This is a genomic window from Paraburkholderia sp. GAS199 (genome assembly GCF_050436585.1).
Classification (GTDB): domain Bacteria; phylum Pseudomonadota; class Gammaproteobacteria; order Burkholderiales; family Burkholderiaceae; genus Paraburkholderia.
In genome coordinates, this window is the sequence record NZ_JBNDMM010000007.1 from 411,691 (window position 1) to 426,676 (window position 14,986).

Below are 14,986 nucleotides of genomic sequence, written 5' to 3' on the forward strand. Positions count from 1 at the left end.
CGGCAATGACGCTTCGCCCTTCAAACGGCGAAGCGCTTTGCCCGACGCTCGCGATCGGTCACGAAGGGACGGCGGCGCCGTCCCTTTTTTGTTGGATCGACCGCGCGCTTCGCACTATCCGTCAAGCAATACGCGGGCATCGGGCAAGGTCAAGTGCGGCTAACTGAACTATCACCATCTCCTATCGGCCAGACTGCAAGATGGTTCTTAAGAATCTGATCAAGGCAAGGAAAGGGCACGAGCAGACGCTGTCGGACGACGCGCAACTCGTCAGTTCCGGTTTGCTGCCGGGCTTCGAGGCGTTGCCGACAGTCGTATTGGTGCTCGAAAAACGCACGCTGCGCGTCGCGTTCGCGAATCCGTCGGCGGAATCGATGCTGGAGCTGTCGCGCCGGCAACTGACGCAGATGGCGTGGCCCGACATCTTCTCGAACGCCGACGAACTGGTCGCGACCATTTCCGCGATCGCCGCGCATCGTTTTCACGCGACCCATCTGGACGCCGTGCTCGAACGTCCGGGCCACGAGCCGCTGCACGTGCATGCGATCGTCGGCTTCATGGAAAGCGCGCAAGACTACGTGCTGCTCGAACTGTTCGAGAACGAACGGCATCTGCGTACCGATCGTGAAGAACGCATCAACGACCTCACGGCGGTCAACAAGCAACTGATCCGCAATCTCGCGCACGAAATCAAGAACCCGCTCGGCGGCATTCGCGGCGCGGCGCAATTGCTCGAATTCGAACTGGGTGAACGTCAGCGCGACGAGTTGCGTGAATACACGCAGGTCATCATCAAGGAATCGGACCGGCTGCAGACCCTCGTGGATCGCCTGCTCGAACCGCATCGTCATCCGCATATCGTCGGCGACGTGAACATTCACGAAGTCTGCGAGCGGGTGCGTCAGGTGATTCTCGCGGAATTTCCGCGCGGTCTGACGATCGAGCGCGATTACGACGTGAGCGTGCCGGATCTGCGCGGCGACAAGGAGCAGCTCATCCAGGCGCTCCTGAATATCGTGCGCAATGCGGCCGAGGCGCTGCGCGAACGCATCTCGCAAGGCGACGCGCGCATCGAATTGCGCACTCGTATTGCACGCAAGATCACCGTGTCGAAACGTTTATGTAAGCTGGCATTGGACTTGCATATCACTGACAACGGCCCAGGTATTCCCGAAGAAATCCGTGACCGCATTTTCTATCCGCTCGTGTCGGGGCGCGAGGACGGTAGCGGTCTCGGTCTGACGCTCGCGCAAACCTTCGTGCAACAGCACGACGGTCTGATCGAAGTGGATAGCCGGCCGGGCCACACCGAGTTTCAGATTCTGCTGCCGCTCGACTGCTAACACCAAACATCTCAAGACTTCTGACCGACCTATATGAAGCCGATCTGGATAGTAGACGACGATCAATCGATTCGCTGGGTGCTCGAAAAGGCACTCGCCCGCGAAAACTTCGCGACCCGCAGCTTCGCGAACGTCCGCGAGGCATCGGCCGCACTGGATCACGAGAGTCCGCAAGTGCTGGTGTCCGACATCAGGATGCCGGGCGGCTCGGGTCTCGAATTGCTGCAGACCGTGCGCGACAAGGTGCCCGGTTTACCCGTCATCATCATGACCGCGTTTTCGGATCTGGATAGCGCGGTCGCCGCATTCCAGGGCGGCGCGTTCGAATATCTCGCCAAACCGTTCGACGTCGACAAGGCGGTGGAGCTGATCCGCCGCGCGGTCGACGAAAGCATGCGCGGCGAGCAGACATGGGACGACCGCGTCGCCGAAGCGCCGGAAATGCTCGGCCAGGCGCCGGCGATGCAGGACATGTTTCGCGCCATCGGCCGTTTGTCGCATTCCGCGGCCACCGTGCTCATTACCGGCGAATCAGGCACCGGGAAGGAACTGGTCGCGCGCGCCTTGCACCGACATAGCCCACGCGCCAACGGTCCGTTCATCGCATTGAACACGGCCGCGATTCCGAAGGACCTGCTGGAGTCCGAGTTGTTCGGCCACGAGCGCGGCGCCTTCACCGGCGCGCAGGCCATGCGCCAGGGGCGCTTCGAGCAGGCCGAGAACGGCACGCTGTTTCTCGACGAAATCGGCGACATGCCGTTCGATCTGCAGACGCGTCTGTTGCGCGTGTTGTCGGACGGGCAGTTCTATCGCGTCGGCGGACATAACCCGTTGCGCGCCAACGTGCGCGTGATCGCGGCAACGCACCAGAATCTCGAATCGCGCGTACGGCAAGGGCTGTTCCGCGAAGACTTGTATCACCGTCTCAACGTGATCCGTTTGCGCTTGCCGGCCCTGCGCGAACGCAGCGAAGACATTCCTTTGCTCACGCGCCACTTCCTGCAAAAGAGCGCGCGCGATCTGGGCGTCGAGCCGAAGCGTGTTTCGGAAGAAGCGCTCGCGTATCTTGCTTCGCTGCCGTTTCCGGGCAACGTGCGTCAGTTGGAGAATCTCGCCAACTGGCTGACGGTGATGGCGCCCGCGCAAACCATCGAGATCAAGGATTTGCCGCCCGATCTCGGACCCGCGCAAGCCGGCGTGACGGATCTGGCCGGCGGCGGTGGCGGTGTGATCGGCAGCGGCGACGCCGCGCTCGCCGGTGTCGCGCCGATCAACGGCGCGAGCGCCGCGCCGCATCCGGTTGCCGCCGGTGGACTGCCGGCAGCGAATCCGGTCAGCGCGTGGGAAGGTGGCTTGCGTACCGAAGTCGCGCGCATGCTGCGTGAGAATGCCGCCGACGTGATGGACGAACTCGCGCGCCGTTTCGAAGCGGCGGTGATTCGCGAAGCGCTCGATTTCACGCGCGGTCGCAAGGTGGAAGCGGCGGAGCGCCTCGGCATCGGCCGCAACACGATTACGCGCAAGATTCAGGAACTCAATCTCGAGCCCTGAAGCGTGTGCAGTTCGAAGCCGGGCCGCGGCGAATGCGGCCCGGTTTCGCGCAATCTCGACGCCATCTTCAGTCCGTTCGCGCACAAGGCATAATCAACGCTGTTTTCCTTCGACAGCCGACGATGCCTGCTTCTCCCTCCCAGCCTTCCTGGCCGCTTTCCCCCGATCCATTTCTATCGCTCGAAGCGCTCGACGATCCCGACGCGCTCGCGTGGGTCGAGGCGCAAAATGCCCGCACGCGCGCGGCGTGGTGCAGCAGCGCCGCGTTCGACACGCTCAGGCAGCGTCTGGCCGAAGCCTATCTGCCGCGCGAGCGTCCGGTCATTCCCGATCGCTGGCAGGAATGGGCGTACGACTTGTGGCAGGACGAGCGCAATCCCAAGGGCATCTGGCGACGCACCACGTGGGCCGCATGGCGTAGTGGCGCGCCGGTGTGGCAGAACCTGCTCGACTTCGACGCGCTCGGCGCGGCCGAGGGCACGGCGTGGGTCTGTTCGGAACTCGACATTCTTTACCCGGATGGCGACCGCGCGCTTATCACGATGTCGCCGGGCGGTTCGGATGCACTCGTGGTGCGCGAATTCGACATCGTCGAGCGGCGCTTCGTGGAGGGCGGTTTCGCTATCGCGAAGGCCGGCAAGCACACGGCGTCGTGGATCGATCGCGATACGCTGTACGTGGGCTGGGACAACGGCCGCAAGACGCTGACGCGCTCCGGTTATCCGCGTGAAGTGCGTCGCTGGACGCGCGGCACCGCGCTCGCCGACGCGCCCGTCGTGTTCAAGGGCGAGTTCGGCGACATCGGCGTGGAAGCGCATTACGATCCGCTCGACCAGCGCCATACGGTGGTCAGCAGCGTCGATTTCTTCGATTCGCAAACGTACTGCCTCGATGCCGCGTCCGGCGCGTGGCGTCTGTACGATTTGCCGCCGCACGTCGCGGTCGGCGGCTGGCAGGGCTGGTTGCTGCTGGAGCCGCGGCTCGACTGGCGATGCGGCGCGGCGCATTATCCCGGCGGCGCGTTGCTGGCGATTCGCGAAGACGCGTTCCTGCGCGGCGAGCGCGAGATGACGCCGCTGTTCATCCCGACGCCGCTGACGTCCGCGTGCGAGTGGACGCACACGCGCCATCACCTGATCGTGTCGTATCTCGACGACGTGCGCAACAGAACCGTCTTGTGGACCCCGCAGCAGGACGGCGCGGCGTGGCAATGGAGTCAGCGACACTTTCCGTCGAGCGACGACACGCAGGCCGACGTCTCGCCGATCGAGCCGACATTGAACGACGAAGTGTTCGTCGACACCGACGATTACCTGCAACCGCCCGCTTACTGGCTGACCGATCTCGCGCGTGAAAATCTGGGCGAGTGGGAGTTGCTGGAACGCTGGCCGACCCAGTTCGATGCCGCGCCGTATGCCGTCACGCGCGGCCATGCCGTTTCCGCCGACGGCACACGCGTGCCGTACACGGTCATCGGACCACGGCAGCCGTCGACGGACACGGCGGCAACGGCGCGGCCCTGCCTGCTATACGGCTACGGCGGTTTTGCGATTCCGCTGCTGCCAAGCTATCTGACGGGGCAGGGCATCGGCTGGCTCGAACGCGGCGCGGTCTATGTAGTCGCGCATATTCGCGGCGGCGGCGAGTTCGGCACGCAATGGCACACGGCGGCGCAAGGCGAACACCGGCAACGTGCCTTCGACGATTTCATCGCCGTGGCTCAGGCCTTGATCGACAGCGGCGTGACGAGCGCCGCGCAACTCGGCATTCAGGGCGGCAGCAACGGCGGCCTGCTGGTCGCCGCGTGCATGGTGCAGCGGCCCGAGCTGTTCGGCGCGGTGGTGTGCGAAGTGCCCTTGCTCGACATGCGCCGCTACCATCTGCTGCACGCGGGCGCGTCGTGGATCGACGAATACGGCGACCCCGACGAACCCGACGAGGCGCGCGTGCTGGCCGCGTATTCGCCGTACCATCGCGTGTCCGCCGACGTGAGCTATCCGCCGGTGCTGTTCACCACGTCTACCGCCGACGACCGCGTGCATCCCGGACACGCCCGCAAGATGGCCGCGCGCATGCAGGCGATGGGCGCGCAGAACGTCTGGTATCGGGAGAATACGGAAGGCGGCCACGGCGGCTCCGATGAACTGGAGCAGGCCGAGCACGACGCGATGGTGTACGAGTTTTTGTGGAGCAGCCTGAGCGCTCCGTCGGCGCTCATGAGCGACGCTTGAGCCGCTTTCTAAACGACTTTTAAGCGGGTTTTAAGCGCCCTCAGCCGATCTGCGCAACCACCGGCGCGTGGTCCGATGGCTGCTCCCATTTGCGCGGCACCTTGTCGATGTCGCAGGAAGTGCAGGTGTCGGCGAGCGCCTTCGTGAGCAGAATGTGGTCGATGCGCAGGCCCGCGTTGCGACGGAACGCCATCATCCGGTAGTCCCACCACGAATAGATTTTGTCCGGCTGCTCGAACTGGCGGAACGCATCGAGCAGGCCGAGTTCGATCAGTTGCACGAACGCCGCGCGTTCTTCCGGCGACACCAGGTTCTGACCTTCCCACGCTTTCGGATCGTGCACGTCGCGATCGTCCGGCGCGATGTTGTAGTCGCCGAGCAGGGCGAGTTTCGGATACAGCGCCATCTCGCGTGCAATCCAGTCGTGCAGGGCCGCGAGCCAGCGCAGCTTGTATTCGAATTTTTCCGTGCCCGGCGCCTGACCGTTCGGGAAGTACGCGGAAATGATGCGCACGCCGTCGACGGTCGCTGCGATCACCCGTTGCTGCGGATCGTCGAAGCCCGGAATGTTGCGCACCACGGTGCTCTCGTCGACGTTGATGCCTTCGCGCACCACGATGCCGACGCCGTTATACGTTTTCTGTCCGGCGAACCAGCTGCGATAACCCTTGGCTTCCAGTTCGGCGCGCGGGAATTTGTCGTCGGTCAGTTTGAGTTCCTGCAGACACAATACGTCGGTCTGGCTGCTTTCGAGCCAGTCGATCACGTGTTGCTGACGAACCTTGAGGGAATTGACGTTCCAGGTGGCGATTTTCATGAAGTGTTCTCACATTCTTGCGGGGCAAGGGCCTGCTTGATCCTGCGTGTTTGCGGGCGTTCGTCCTGCCTCGGATGGTGCGGTTCTGCTGTTCGGCCTGCCTTCTACACATGTCTCTTACACGTGTGTCTTACACGGGCCGCTCGTGCAATCCGTTGCGCAGCGGCGAGGCGCAAAGCGACGGCTCACTACGATAGTCCAGCATCTTATCGCGCGCGCGAGCCGGTCGTGAAAACTGGCGGCGCGGCGCCTGAAAATAAAAGCGTGTCGCCCGCAGTGCGCGGCGTATAGTGGGACCACATTCACGCGCGTTGGAGAAGCACCATGGCCGAACTTTACCCAGCCCTTTATAAGGACTTCGAAGTGCATCCGCTGGTCTTCTCGCGGGAATTCGACAAGTTCGACGGCCACAAGCGTCACGCCGAAGGTTACGACGTCGCGGTGCGCGTCTGTCGTCCAGGTGCGATCAGCGGGTCGAGCGCGAGCCGCGTGTTCCGACTCGTACGTCCGGGCACATTCTCCGATTTCGGCGTGGCCAAGCGCAGCGCGAGTCAGTACGGCGCGGACATCATCGACGGCAAGGTGGACGGCGCGAGCGTGCAGGATCTTTGATTCGCGTCGATGGTTTTGCGAGCGAACGCGCGTCGCCGCTTAAGGTCGATTGAAATTATTTGGTCCGATCGTTTGACGCCTGACGAACATCTCTATACAATCCTTTTTCTCTGACGCGGGGTGGAGCAGTCTGGCAGCTCGTCGGGCTCATAACCCGAAGGTCGTAGGTTCAAATCCTACCCCCGCAACCAAGCATTGTTGAAAGCCCGCATCGCGCAAGCCATGCGGGCTTTTTGACTTTTGCGCGAGACGTTTGTGCTGCTTCAGTGGATGCTTGACTGATGCGTTGTTGGCGCATCACGCACGTCACGCTGCAAACACCTTCACGCCGAATCGATCGCCCAATCCACTGCTGCCTGCGCGTGCAAGCCGGTCGTATCGAACACCGGCAGGACCGAATCTTCCGGCTTGATCAGCAACGTGATTTCCGTGCAACCGAGAATCACGGCCTGCGCACCACGCGCCGCGAGTCCTTCGATGATTCGCCGATACACCGAGCGCGATTCGTCCTTCACATTGCCGTGACACAGTTCGTCGTAGATGATGCGATGCACGTCCGCGCGCTCCGCTTCTTCGGGAATCAGCGTGTCGAGGCCGTAGCGCTCGCGCAGGCGTCCCGCGTAGAAATCCTGCTCCATGGTATAGCGCGTGCCGAGCAGGCCCACACGCTCGATTCCTGCCGCGCGCAACGCGCTGCCGGTCGGGTCGGCGATGTGCAGGAACGGCACGTCGATGGCCTGCTCGATCGATTCGTACACGCGATGCATCGTGTTGGTGGCGAGTATCACGAGTTCGGCGCCGCCGCGTTCGAGCTGGCTCGCCGCCTCGGCCATCTGCACGCCGAGCGCGGTCCAGTCGCCGGCGCGCTGATTGGCTTCGACCACCGCGAAGTCCACCGTTAGCAGCAGACTGCGCGCATTGTGATGACCGCCGAGCCGCGCCTTCGCGTGACGGTTGATGAGCTTGTAGTACTCAGCGGACGATTCCCAACTCATTCCGCCGATCACACCAATGGCTTTCATAGCTTCTTTCATAGCGTCGCTTCCATCGAGTAAAAACCGCCGCGTCTCCAGCGAATCCGACGATCCAGTATAGTCGCGCGCCCCGGCTTGCAGCCGGTACGCATCGGCAGCCGCGCGCCGGTACGGCCTCGCGAGAAAACGCCGCACGTGCTTTCTGACGCCGATAGAATCGTAGTCAGCGAGAAGCGCTCAACACGCTCAACATGCTCGACAACTGGGAGCCCTCACATGGATCTGATCATCCGTCGCGCCACGCTGCCGCCCGGCGCCTCGTCCCGGCAAGCGGGGCAGGTCGATATCGGCATCGAGGCCGGCCGCATCGTCGCCGTCGAGCCGAAGCTCGCCGCCGTGGCGGGCGAAGAAATCGACGCGGCCGGTTCGCTCGTCACGCCACCGTTCGTCGATCCGCATTTCCACATGGATGCCACGCTCTCGTACGGTTTGCCGCGCGTGAACGCGTCCGGCACCTTGCTCGAAGGCATCGCGCTATGGGGCGAGCTGAAACCCGATCTGACCCAGGAAGCGCTGATCGAACGCGCGCTGCAGTATTGCGACTGGGCGGTCGCGCGCGGTCTGCTGGCGATCCGCAGTCATGTCGACGTGTGCGATCCGCGCCTGCTCGCGGTCGAGGCGCTGGTGGAAGTGAAGCGTCGCGTCGCACCGTATCTCGACCTGCAACTGGTGGCGTTTCCGCAAGACGGCGTGCTGCGCAGCGCGGGCGCGTTCGAGAATCTCAAGCGGGCGATTGCGATGGGGGTCGACGTGGTGGGCGGCATTCCGCACTTCGAGCGCACCATGGCCGACGGCGCCGAGTCCGTGCGTCTGCTGTGCGAGTTTGCGGCGGAGCAGGGCCTGCGCGTCGACATGCATTGCGACGAATCGGACGACCCGATGTCGCGTCACATCGAAACGCTGGCGGCCGAAACGCACCGGCTCGGTCTGCACGGACGCGTGACCGGCTCGCACCTGACGTCCATGCATTCGATGGACAACTACTACGTCAGCAAACTTCTGCCGCTGATGCGCGAGGCGGGCGTGAACGCGATCGCCAATCCGCTCATCAACATCACGCTGCAGGGACGCAGCGACACCTATCCGAAACGCCGCGGCATGACGCGCGTGCCCGAGATGATGGCGGCGGGCATCAACGTCGCGTTCGGCCACGACTGCGTGATGGACCCGTGGTACAGCCTCGGCTCCGGCGACATGCTCGAAGTCGCGCACATGGGACTGCACGTCGCGCAGATGACGGGTGTCGACGGCATGCACGCCTGTTTCGACGCGGTCACGGTGAACGCCGCGCGAATTCTCGGTCTCGAAGGCTATGGCGTGGCGCCCGGTTGCGCGGCCAATCTGGTCGTGCTCGACGCGCGCGATCCGGTCGAGGCGATCCGCTTGCGGGCCGCGCGGCTTGCTGTGGTGAGCCGTGGCAAGGTGGTGAGCCGGGCGCCGGCGGCGCGCGCGGCGTTGTCGCTGGAAGGCCGCCCGTCGCAGGTGGATTTCAAGCTCCACCGCGGGTAAGCGGATTCGGCGGCGCGGCTTTTTGCGCCGTGCCGCGGGCAAGAAAAAACCGGTGTCCGCTCGTGGCGGATCACCGGTTTTTTGTTGGCTGCGATGGCGGCGTTCAACCGTTACATCGCGGGCCGCGCATCAGTGCGCCGCGCCGGGCGCCATGCCGTTGTGACGCAACAGCGCGTCGATGTTCGGCTCGCGTCCACGGAACGCCTTGAACGAGTCCATCGCGGGACGGCTGCCGCCCACTTCGAGAATTTCCTTGCGATAGCGCATGCCGGTAGCCGCATCGAGCACGCTGCCGCTCGCGCCTTGCGCCGCTTCTTCGAACGCTGCATACGCGTCGGCCGACAGCACTTCAGCCCACTTGTAGCTGTAGTAGCCGGCCGCGTAACCGCCGGCGAAGATGTGGCTGAACGTGTTCGGCCAGCGTGAGAAAGCGGCTTGCGGCACGACGTGGAAACGCTCGTTGATCTCGCTGGCCAGTTCCGTTGCGTTCTGCGTGCCGCTTGCGTCGAAGCCGGTATGCAGTTGCATGTCGAACATCGAGAACACGATCTGACGCAAGGTGCCGAGACCGCTCTGGAAATTCTTCGCGGCGAGCATCTTGTCGAACAGATCGCGCGGCAGCGGTTTGGCCGTTTCGACGTGCGACGTCATGTCGCTCAACACGTCCCACTCCCAGCAGAAGTTCTCCATGAATTGCGACGGCAGTTCGACCGCGTCCCACTCCACGCCGTTAATGCCCGACACGCCGAGTTCGTCCACGCGCGTGAGCATGTGATGCAAGCCGTGGCCGAATTCGTGGAACAGCGTGATGACTTCGTCGTGCGTGAAGCACGCCGGCTTGCCGCCGACCGGTGCGGAGAAGTTGCAGGTGAGATACGCAACCGGCGTCTGCACGCTGCCGTGCGAGTGCTTGTGACGGCCGCGCGCGTCGTCCATCCAGGCGCCGCCGCGTTTGCCTTCGCGCGCGTACAGGTCGAGATAGAACTGCGCGACGAGGCCGCCGTCCTGATTCTCGACGCGGAAAAAGCGCACGTCCGGATGCCACACGGCGGCTTCGTCGCGACGGATGCGCACGCCGAACAGCGTCTCGGTGACCTTGAACAGGCCTTTGAACACCGCGTCTTCGGGGAAGTACTGTTTGACCTCGTTTTCCGAGAACGAATAGCGCTTTTGACGCAGACGTTCGGCGGCAAAAGTCATGTCCCACGGTTGCAACTCGGTCATGCCGAGTTCGTTCGCGGCGAATTCGCGCAGTTCCTTCCAGTCCTGCTCGGCATGCGGACGTGCGCGCGTGGCGAGGTCTTCGAGAAAGCTCATGACCTGCGCGGGCGACTCCGCCATTTTCGGCGCGAGCGACACTTCGGCAAAGTTCTTGTAGCCGAGCATGTGGGCTTCTTCGGCGCGCAGCTTCAACTGTTCGGCGAGCACGGCGGTGTTGTCCCATTCGGGCTTGCCGTTGCCGTATTGCGGGCCAAGTTCCGACGCGCGCGTGACGTACGCGCGGTACATGGTTTCGCGCATGGCGCGGTTTTCCGAGTACTGCATGACCGGGAAATACGACGGGAAATGCAGCGTGAACTTGTAGCCGGTCTTGCCTTCGCGCTCGGCGGCTTCCTTCGCGGCTTCGATCACGTCTTCGGGCAGGCCGGCGAGCTGCGCTTCGTTGCCGGCTTCGACGATGTACGCATAGGCGTTGGTCGCGTCGAGTACGTGGTCGGAGAATGCCTTCGAGAGATTCGCCTGACGTTCCTGCAGTTCGGCGAAATGCGGCTTCTTGTCTTCGGGCAGTTCCGCGCCCGACAGGCGGAAATCGCGCAGCGCATTGCCGAGAATTTTCTGGCGCTCGCCGGTGAGCGAGGCGAAGTCGCTGGCCGCGTGCAGCGCCTTGTACTTTTCGTACAGCGCGAGGTTCTGTCCGACGCTCGACCAGAATTCGGTGACGCGTGGCAGGTTTTCGCCGTACACCGCGCGCAGTTCGGGCGTGTCCGCCACCGCGTTCAGGTGGCCGACCACGCTCCAGGCGCGCGACAGCGGTTCGGTGGCGCGCTCTACCGGCTCGACCACGTCGGCCCAGGAAGCGGGCGTGATCGGCTGGGCGGCACGTTCGACGGCAGCGGCCGCGTCGGCGAGCAGCACATCGAGTGCGGGCGTGACGTGTTCGGGGCGAATCTCGCCAAAGCGCGGCAGGTCGGAGAAATCGAGGAGCGGATTGTCGTGTTTCGAAGGGGTAGTGGACATGAGGCTTCCTGTCTGACGCGGGTGAACGGGTATCCGGCATATCGACGGGCGCGCGCCGCAGCGCCCGGATAACGGCCGACACAGACATTATTGGGGCGCAGTGCGCCGATTCCAATCGTCGACAGACAAATTATCAGATGTCGCGGCGTTGCGTACGCCGGTACAGGCGCTCGTTGCAAATGTCGGCCACCTGTCAGGCCATCCGGCACGACGAAGGATTCTGCAGACGTCTGTGTGAAACCGAACGGTGCGAAATGCTGCTCTGCCGCATTGTGAGACGTCGCCATCGGTCTGCGGCGTTTTTTGCAAAGAGGTATCGATGAATCCGCTTTCGCATGCTCTATCGCGCAAGGGCAACAACTTCGACCTCGTGCGGCTGCTGGCCGCCGTTGCCGTGGTGTATGGCCATTCGTATCTTCTGCAGGCTCCCGACGGCACCACGGACTGGGTTCGGAACGCGCTCGGCTTCGACGGTTTCGGCGCGTTCGGCGTCTACGCCTTTTTCCTGATGAGCGGCATTCTGGTGACCGCCAGTTTCGACCGGCAACGCTCGGTGCCGCGCTTCGCCGCGTTGCGCATTGCACGCATCTGGCCGGCGGTGGCGGGCGGATCGCTCGTCAGCGTGTTTATCCTCGGACCGCTCTTCACGACCTTGCCGCTGCGCGACTATTTCGCGTCGGGCATCACGTGGGCCAACCTCGACAATTTCGCGACCATCGTGCTGAAAACCGGCTGGGTGTTGCCCGGCGTCTTCGAGCACAACCGCTTCGGCAACGACATCTGCGCGCCTCTGTGGACGCTGCCGCTCGAAGTGCGCTGCTATCTGATCGTTCTGGTGACGGGCATGCTCGGGTTGCTGTCGAGTTCGCGCGGCGTGCTGATCGCGGTGGCGCTCGGCTGCGCCGCCTTCGTACTGCGCATCCACGTGCCGCATATGCAGGTCGGTCTGCGCGATTTCAGCGAAATGCCCGGCGGCTATTCGTTCTGGCCGGAGCCGTTCTTCATTCTCGGCATGCTGCTGTACGGCTGGCGCGAACACGTCGATATCAACGGGCTGACCGCGCTGGCGCTGGCCATGGTTTTTCTGGTGTTCCGCGATACGGCCGGCGCGCAGCCGTTGTTCTATCTGGCGTTCGTGTACGGCGTGCTGTGGGTCGGCACGACGCCGATGCTGCGCCGCTTCGTGCCGCGTCACGATTATTCGTACGGCATCTACCTGTACGGTTTCATGGTGCAGCAATGCGTGGCGAGTCTCGCGCCCGAACTGGGTCACAACACGGCGACGCTGATCGCCGCGCCCTTCATCCTGCTGTGCGCGGCGCTGTCGTGGCACTTTGTCGAACGGCCGGTGCTCGCGCTTTGCCGCCGTCGTCTGGCGCGGCCGGGTACGCCGCTCGCCGCAGGCATTGCAACGGGCGGACCGACGCCTAACTGAGGTTCGAAGCGGATCTGGCGTGGCAGGAGACGATCAGGCAGCATGCCAATAAAAAACCGGCACCCGATTTACTCGGGCGCCGGTTTTTTTCAGCCGTTCGTTTCTGCTTTTACGCTTGCGCAGCTTCGCGTTCGGCGGCTTCGATCGTATTGACGAGCAGCATGGTGATGGTCATCGGACCGACGCCGCCCGGCACCGGCGTGATGTAACCGGCCACTTCCTTGACGCCCGCGAAATCGACGTCGCCGCACAGCTTGCCGGCGTCGTCGCGATTCATGCCGACGTCGATCACGGCCGCGCCCGGCTTGACCATGTCGGCCGTGAGAATGTTACGCAGACCGGTGGCGGCCACGACGATGTCCGCATTGCGCGTGTGCGCGGCCAGATCGCGCGTCTTGCTGTGGCAGATCGTGACGGTAGCGCCGGCTTCGAGCAGCAGCAGCGCCATCGGCTTGCCGACGATGTTCGAGCGGCCGATCACCACGGCGTTCGCGCCTTGCAGCGGAATCTCGTAGGCGGCCAGCATCTTCATCACGCCGTACGGCGTGCAGGGACGGAACAGCGGACGGCCGGTCATCAGCGCGCCGGCGTTGGCGACGTGAAAGCCGTCCACGTCCTTTTCCGGCGCGATCGCCTCGATCACCTTGTGGCTGTCGATATGCGGCGGCAGCGGCAACTGCACCAGAATGCCGTGGATGCGCGGGTCGCGGTTCAGTTCGTCGATACGCGCGAGCAGTTCGGCTTCCGGAAGATCGGCCGGGTAGCGGTCGAACGACGAGCCGAGGCCGTTGTCGTGGCATGCCTTGACCTTGTTGCGCACGTAGACTTCGCTGGCCGGATTGTCGCCCACCAGCACGACCGCGAGGCCCGGCTGATGCCCACGGGCGGTGAGGGCGGCGGCGCGCGTGGCGACCTCGGCGCGCAGGGTCTTGGAGAGGGCGAGTCCGTCGATCAGTTTGGCAGTCATGGTCGGTCGAGAAGGCAGTTTGAAAAGCGGAGCAGGGCGCGGACGTTTGGTACGCGGCACGCCATGGCGCTTTCCGGCGGGACCGGGTCGGCCCGTGAAAAGCGCACGGCACCGATCGGAGATAGGCGCCGCTGCGAAGTCCGTCATTATACCGGCCCGAGATGACGGCTTATGGGTGGATGCACGCCCCCGTGATGGCGGGCGTGGCGGCGCGGCCGGCGGCGCGATGCGGGACGCGAGGCGCCATGTGACACCGCGCGACGTGGCTCAAATGTAGCGCCCCGCAGCGCCCCCCCGGTGCCGTCAAGGCTGAACGGCTTGCCAGGACTCGTCGGGATCGAACGACCGGATTGCCGCCGCGGCGCGCGTGCTTTGCGGGCCGAGGTTTTTCTCGTAGACCTGGCCGTCCTGATTGACCATGAAACTCATCACGCCCGTCGAACCGTACTGCGCCGGCGAGGCGATCAGCCCGAAGCCTTTGCTCAGCACGCCGCCTTCGATGTAGTTCTGCGGGCCGCCTTTCGCGTGCGGCCCCTGCGCCGTCAGAATCCGGTAGTGGTAGCCGTGATACGCCTCTGTCGGCAAGGTGCCGTTCGGCATGGTGGCCGCCAGCGGTCCGAGCGGGCTCTCGGTTTCGCCGGGTGCGGTGGCCCAGTACAGGCCGTCATGCTGACCCGGCGTGCTGACGAAGCGCTGGGCATAGTGCTGGGTCAGATTGTGATAATCGTTCTGCGCGTCGACATAACCGAGCGACGTGAGGATCGCCGCGCGTTCGTTGCGGCCGATGCGGCGCGTGAGCATTTCGTCGTGCGCGGCGGGCGGGTCGAAGCGCCAGCCATGCGCCGTCTGCACGAGCGGAATCGGCAATGTCCAGCCGCTGTCGCCAACCGCCAGATGGGCCGTGGGACGTCCCTTGCCTTGCACCGGATCGTCCACGATCTGATGTCCCTTCGACCAGGCGCCGAGGAACTGATAGATGTCGTCTTCGCCGATGCCTTCGGTCGGGATGAAGCGGTGGAAGTCGTTGCCGAGCACGTGCTTGAGCGCGCCTTCGTCGTTGCGCGAGAGGGCATCGACGAAGGCGTCGGCCGCGTCGGCGGCACTTGGATAGACCGCCTGGGCGTGGGCGGCGTCGAGGCCGAGGAGTGCGGGCGCGATCAGCAGCGTGCCCACGGCGCCGAGCGCGGCGGCCAGGGGCGCAAGCCGGGCGCGCAAGGCGCCGCGTGGAATTGAGCGAGTCATCAGGGGC

The 14,986-nt window shown here is 64.2% G+C and carries 11 protein-coding genes and 1 tRNA gene; 7 read left to right on the plus strand and 5 right to left on the minus strand.

The window, feature by feature from the left end; translation table 11 throughout:
• The first annotated feature begins 200 nt into the window (after positions 1–200).
• From glnL to P3T18_RS26315, 3 genes are all read left to right on the plus strand, one after another.
• The gene (gene glnL, locus P3T18_RS26305; protein WP_429302875.1) at positions 201–1,343 is read left to right on the plus strand and encodes a nitrogen regulation protein NR(II); all 1,143 of its coding nucleotides are present in this window, start codon (positions 201–203) and stop codon (positions 1,341–1,343) included.
• Between the two features lie 33 nt (positions 1,344–1,376).
• On the plus strand, positions 1,377–2,894 hold the full coding sequence (ntrC, locus tag P3T18_RS26310; RefSeq protein WP_429302876.1) for a nitrogen regulation protein NR(I): 1,518 nt from the start codon (positions 1,377–1,379) through the stop codon (positions 2,892–2,894).
• Between the two features lie 122 nt (positions 2,895–3,016).
• Positions 3,017–5,125, plus strand: a complete 2,109-nt coding sequence (locus P3T18_RS26315; RefSeq protein ID WP_429302877.1) for a prolyl oligopeptidase family serine peptidase — start codon at positions 3,017–3,019, stop codon at positions 5,123–5,125.
• A 40-nt stretch (positions 5,126–5,165) separates the two neighbouring features.
• Here the strand turns inward: P3T18_RS26315 and xth are convergent, their stop codons facing one another.
• On the minus strand, positions 5,166–5,942 hold the full coding sequence (gene xth / locus P3T18_RS26320; RefSeq protein ID WP_429302878.1) for an exodeoxyribonuclease III: 777 nt from the start codon (positions 5,940–5,942) through the stop codon (positions 5,166–5,168).
• A 324-nt stretch (positions 5,943–6,266) separates the two neighbouring features.
• Here xth and P3T18_RS26325 point away from each other — a divergent pair, with 324 nt between their 5' ends.
• Together P3T18_RS26325 and P3T18_RS26330 are read left to right on the plus strand one after the other, a co-directional pair.
• On the plus strand, positions 6,267–6,554 hold the full coding sequence (locus tag P3T18_RS26325) for a hypothetical protein (RefSeq protein WP_429302879.1): 288 nt from the start codon (positions 6,267–6,269) through the stop codon (positions 6,552–6,554).
• Positions 6,555–6,668: 114 nt separating this feature from the next.
• Positions 6,669–6,745: transfer RNA gene (locus P3T18_RS26330), tRNA-Met, on the plus strand.
• Between the two features lie 132 nt (positions 6,746–6,877).
• Here P3T18_RS26330 and P3T18_RS26335 read toward each other — a convergent pair.
• Positions 6,878–7,576 (minus strand): aspartate/glutamate racemase family protein, encoded by a 699-nt coding sequence (locus tag P3T18_RS26335; protein ID WP_429303000.1) that lies wholly within the window; start codon positions 7,574–7,576, stop codon positions 6,878–6,880.
• Positions 7,577–7,804: 228 nt separating this feature from the next.
• Here P3T18_RS26335 and P3T18_RS26340 point away from each other — a divergent pair, with 228 nt between their 5' ends.
• The gene (locus P3T18_RS26340) at positions 7,805–9,097 is read left to right on the plus strand and encodes an amidohydrolase family protein (protein WP_429302880.1); all 1,293 of its coding nucleotides are present in this window, start codon (positions 7,805–7,807) and stop codon (positions 9,095–9,097) included.
• Positions 9,098–9,226: 129 nt separating this feature from the next.
• Here P3T18_RS26340 and P3T18_RS26345 read toward each other — a convergent pair whose 3' ends face one another.
• Positions 9,227–11,335: a M3 family metallopeptidase gene (locus P3T18_RS26345; protein WP_429302881.1), complete on the minus strand. Its 2,109-nt coding sequence runs from the start codon at positions 11,333–11,335 to the stop codon at positions 9,227–9,229.
• A 319-nt stretch (positions 11,336–11,654) separates the two neighbouring features.
• Between P3T18_RS26345 and P3T18_RS26350 the strand changes: the two genes are divergently transcribed.
• Entirely contained in the window at positions 11,655–12,770 is a 1,116-nt protein-coding gene (locus tag P3T18_RS26350; RefSeq protein ID WP_429302882.1) for an acyltransferase family protein, read from the plus strand.
• 109 nt (positions 12,771–12,879) lie between these two features.
• On the opposite strand, the gene folD is transcribed toward P3T18_RS26350, so the two are convergent.
• On the minus strand, positions 12,880–13,737 hold the full coding sequence (gene folD / locus P3T18_RS26355) for a bifunctional methylenetetrahydrofolate dehydrogenase/methenyltetrahydrofolate cyclohydrolase FolD (RefSeq protein ID WP_429302883.1): 858 nt from the start codon (positions 13,735–13,737) through the stop codon (positions 12,880–12,882).
• Between the two features lie 303 nt (positions 13,738–14,040).
• The gene (locus P3T18_RS26360; RefSeq protein ID WP_429302884.1) at positions 14,041–14,979 is read right to left on the minus strand and encodes a DUF2950 domain-containing protein; all 939 of its coding nucleotides are present in this window, start codon (positions 14,977–14,979) and stop codon (positions 14,041–14,043) included.
• Positions 14,980–14,986 lie beyond the last annotated feature (7 nt).

What these genes read in the sequence shown, in the direction of transcription:
- glnL (WP_429302875.1), top strand. Translation starts at nt 201, where the DNA reads ATGGTTCTTAAGAATCTGATCAAGGCAAGGAAAGGGCACGAGCAGACG.
- P3T18_RS26350 (WP_429302882.1), top strand. Translation starts at nt 11,655, where the DNA reads ATGAATCCGCTTTCGCATGCTCTATCGCGCAAGGGCAACAACTTCGAC.
- P3T18_RS26345 (WP_429302881.1), bottom strand. Translation starts at nt 11,335, where the DNA reads ATGTCCACTACCCCTTCGAAACACGACAATCCGCTCCTCGATTTCTCC.
- ntrC (WP_429302876.1), top strand. Translation starts at nt 1,377, where the DNA reads ATGAAGCCGATCTGGATAGTAGACGACGATCAATCGATTCGCTGGGTG.
- P3T18_RS26360 (WP_429302884.1), bottom strand. Translation starts at nt 14,979, where the DNA reads ATGACTCGCTCAATTCCACGCGGCGCCTTGCGCGCCCGGCTTGCGCCC.
- P3T18_RS26325 (WP_429302879.1), top strand. Translation starts at nt 6,267, where the DNA reads ATGGCCGAACTTTACCCAGCCCTTTATAAGGACTTCGAAGTGCATCCG.
- xth (WP_429302878.1), bottom strand. Translation starts at nt 5,942, where the DNA reads ATGAAAATCGCCACCTGGAACGTCAATTCCCTCAAGGTTCGTCAGCAA.
- P3T18_RS26315 (WP_429302877.1), top strand. Translation starts at nt 3,017, where the DNA reads ATGCCTGCTTCTCCCTCCCAGCCTTCCTGGCCGCTTTCCCCCGATCCA.
- P3T18_RS26340 (WP_429302880.1), top strand. Translation starts at nt 7,805, where the DNA reads ATGGATCTGATCATCCGTCGCGCCACGCTGCCGCCCGGCGCCTCGTCC.
- folD (WP_429302883.1), bottom strand. Translation starts at nt 13,737, where the DNA reads ATGACTGCCAAACTGATCGACGGACTCGCCCTCTCCAAGACCCTGCGC.
- P3T18_RS26335 (WP_429303000.1), bottom strand. Translation starts at nt 7,576, where the DNA reads ATGAAAGCCATTGGTGTGATCGGCGGAATGAGTTGGGAATCGTCCGCT.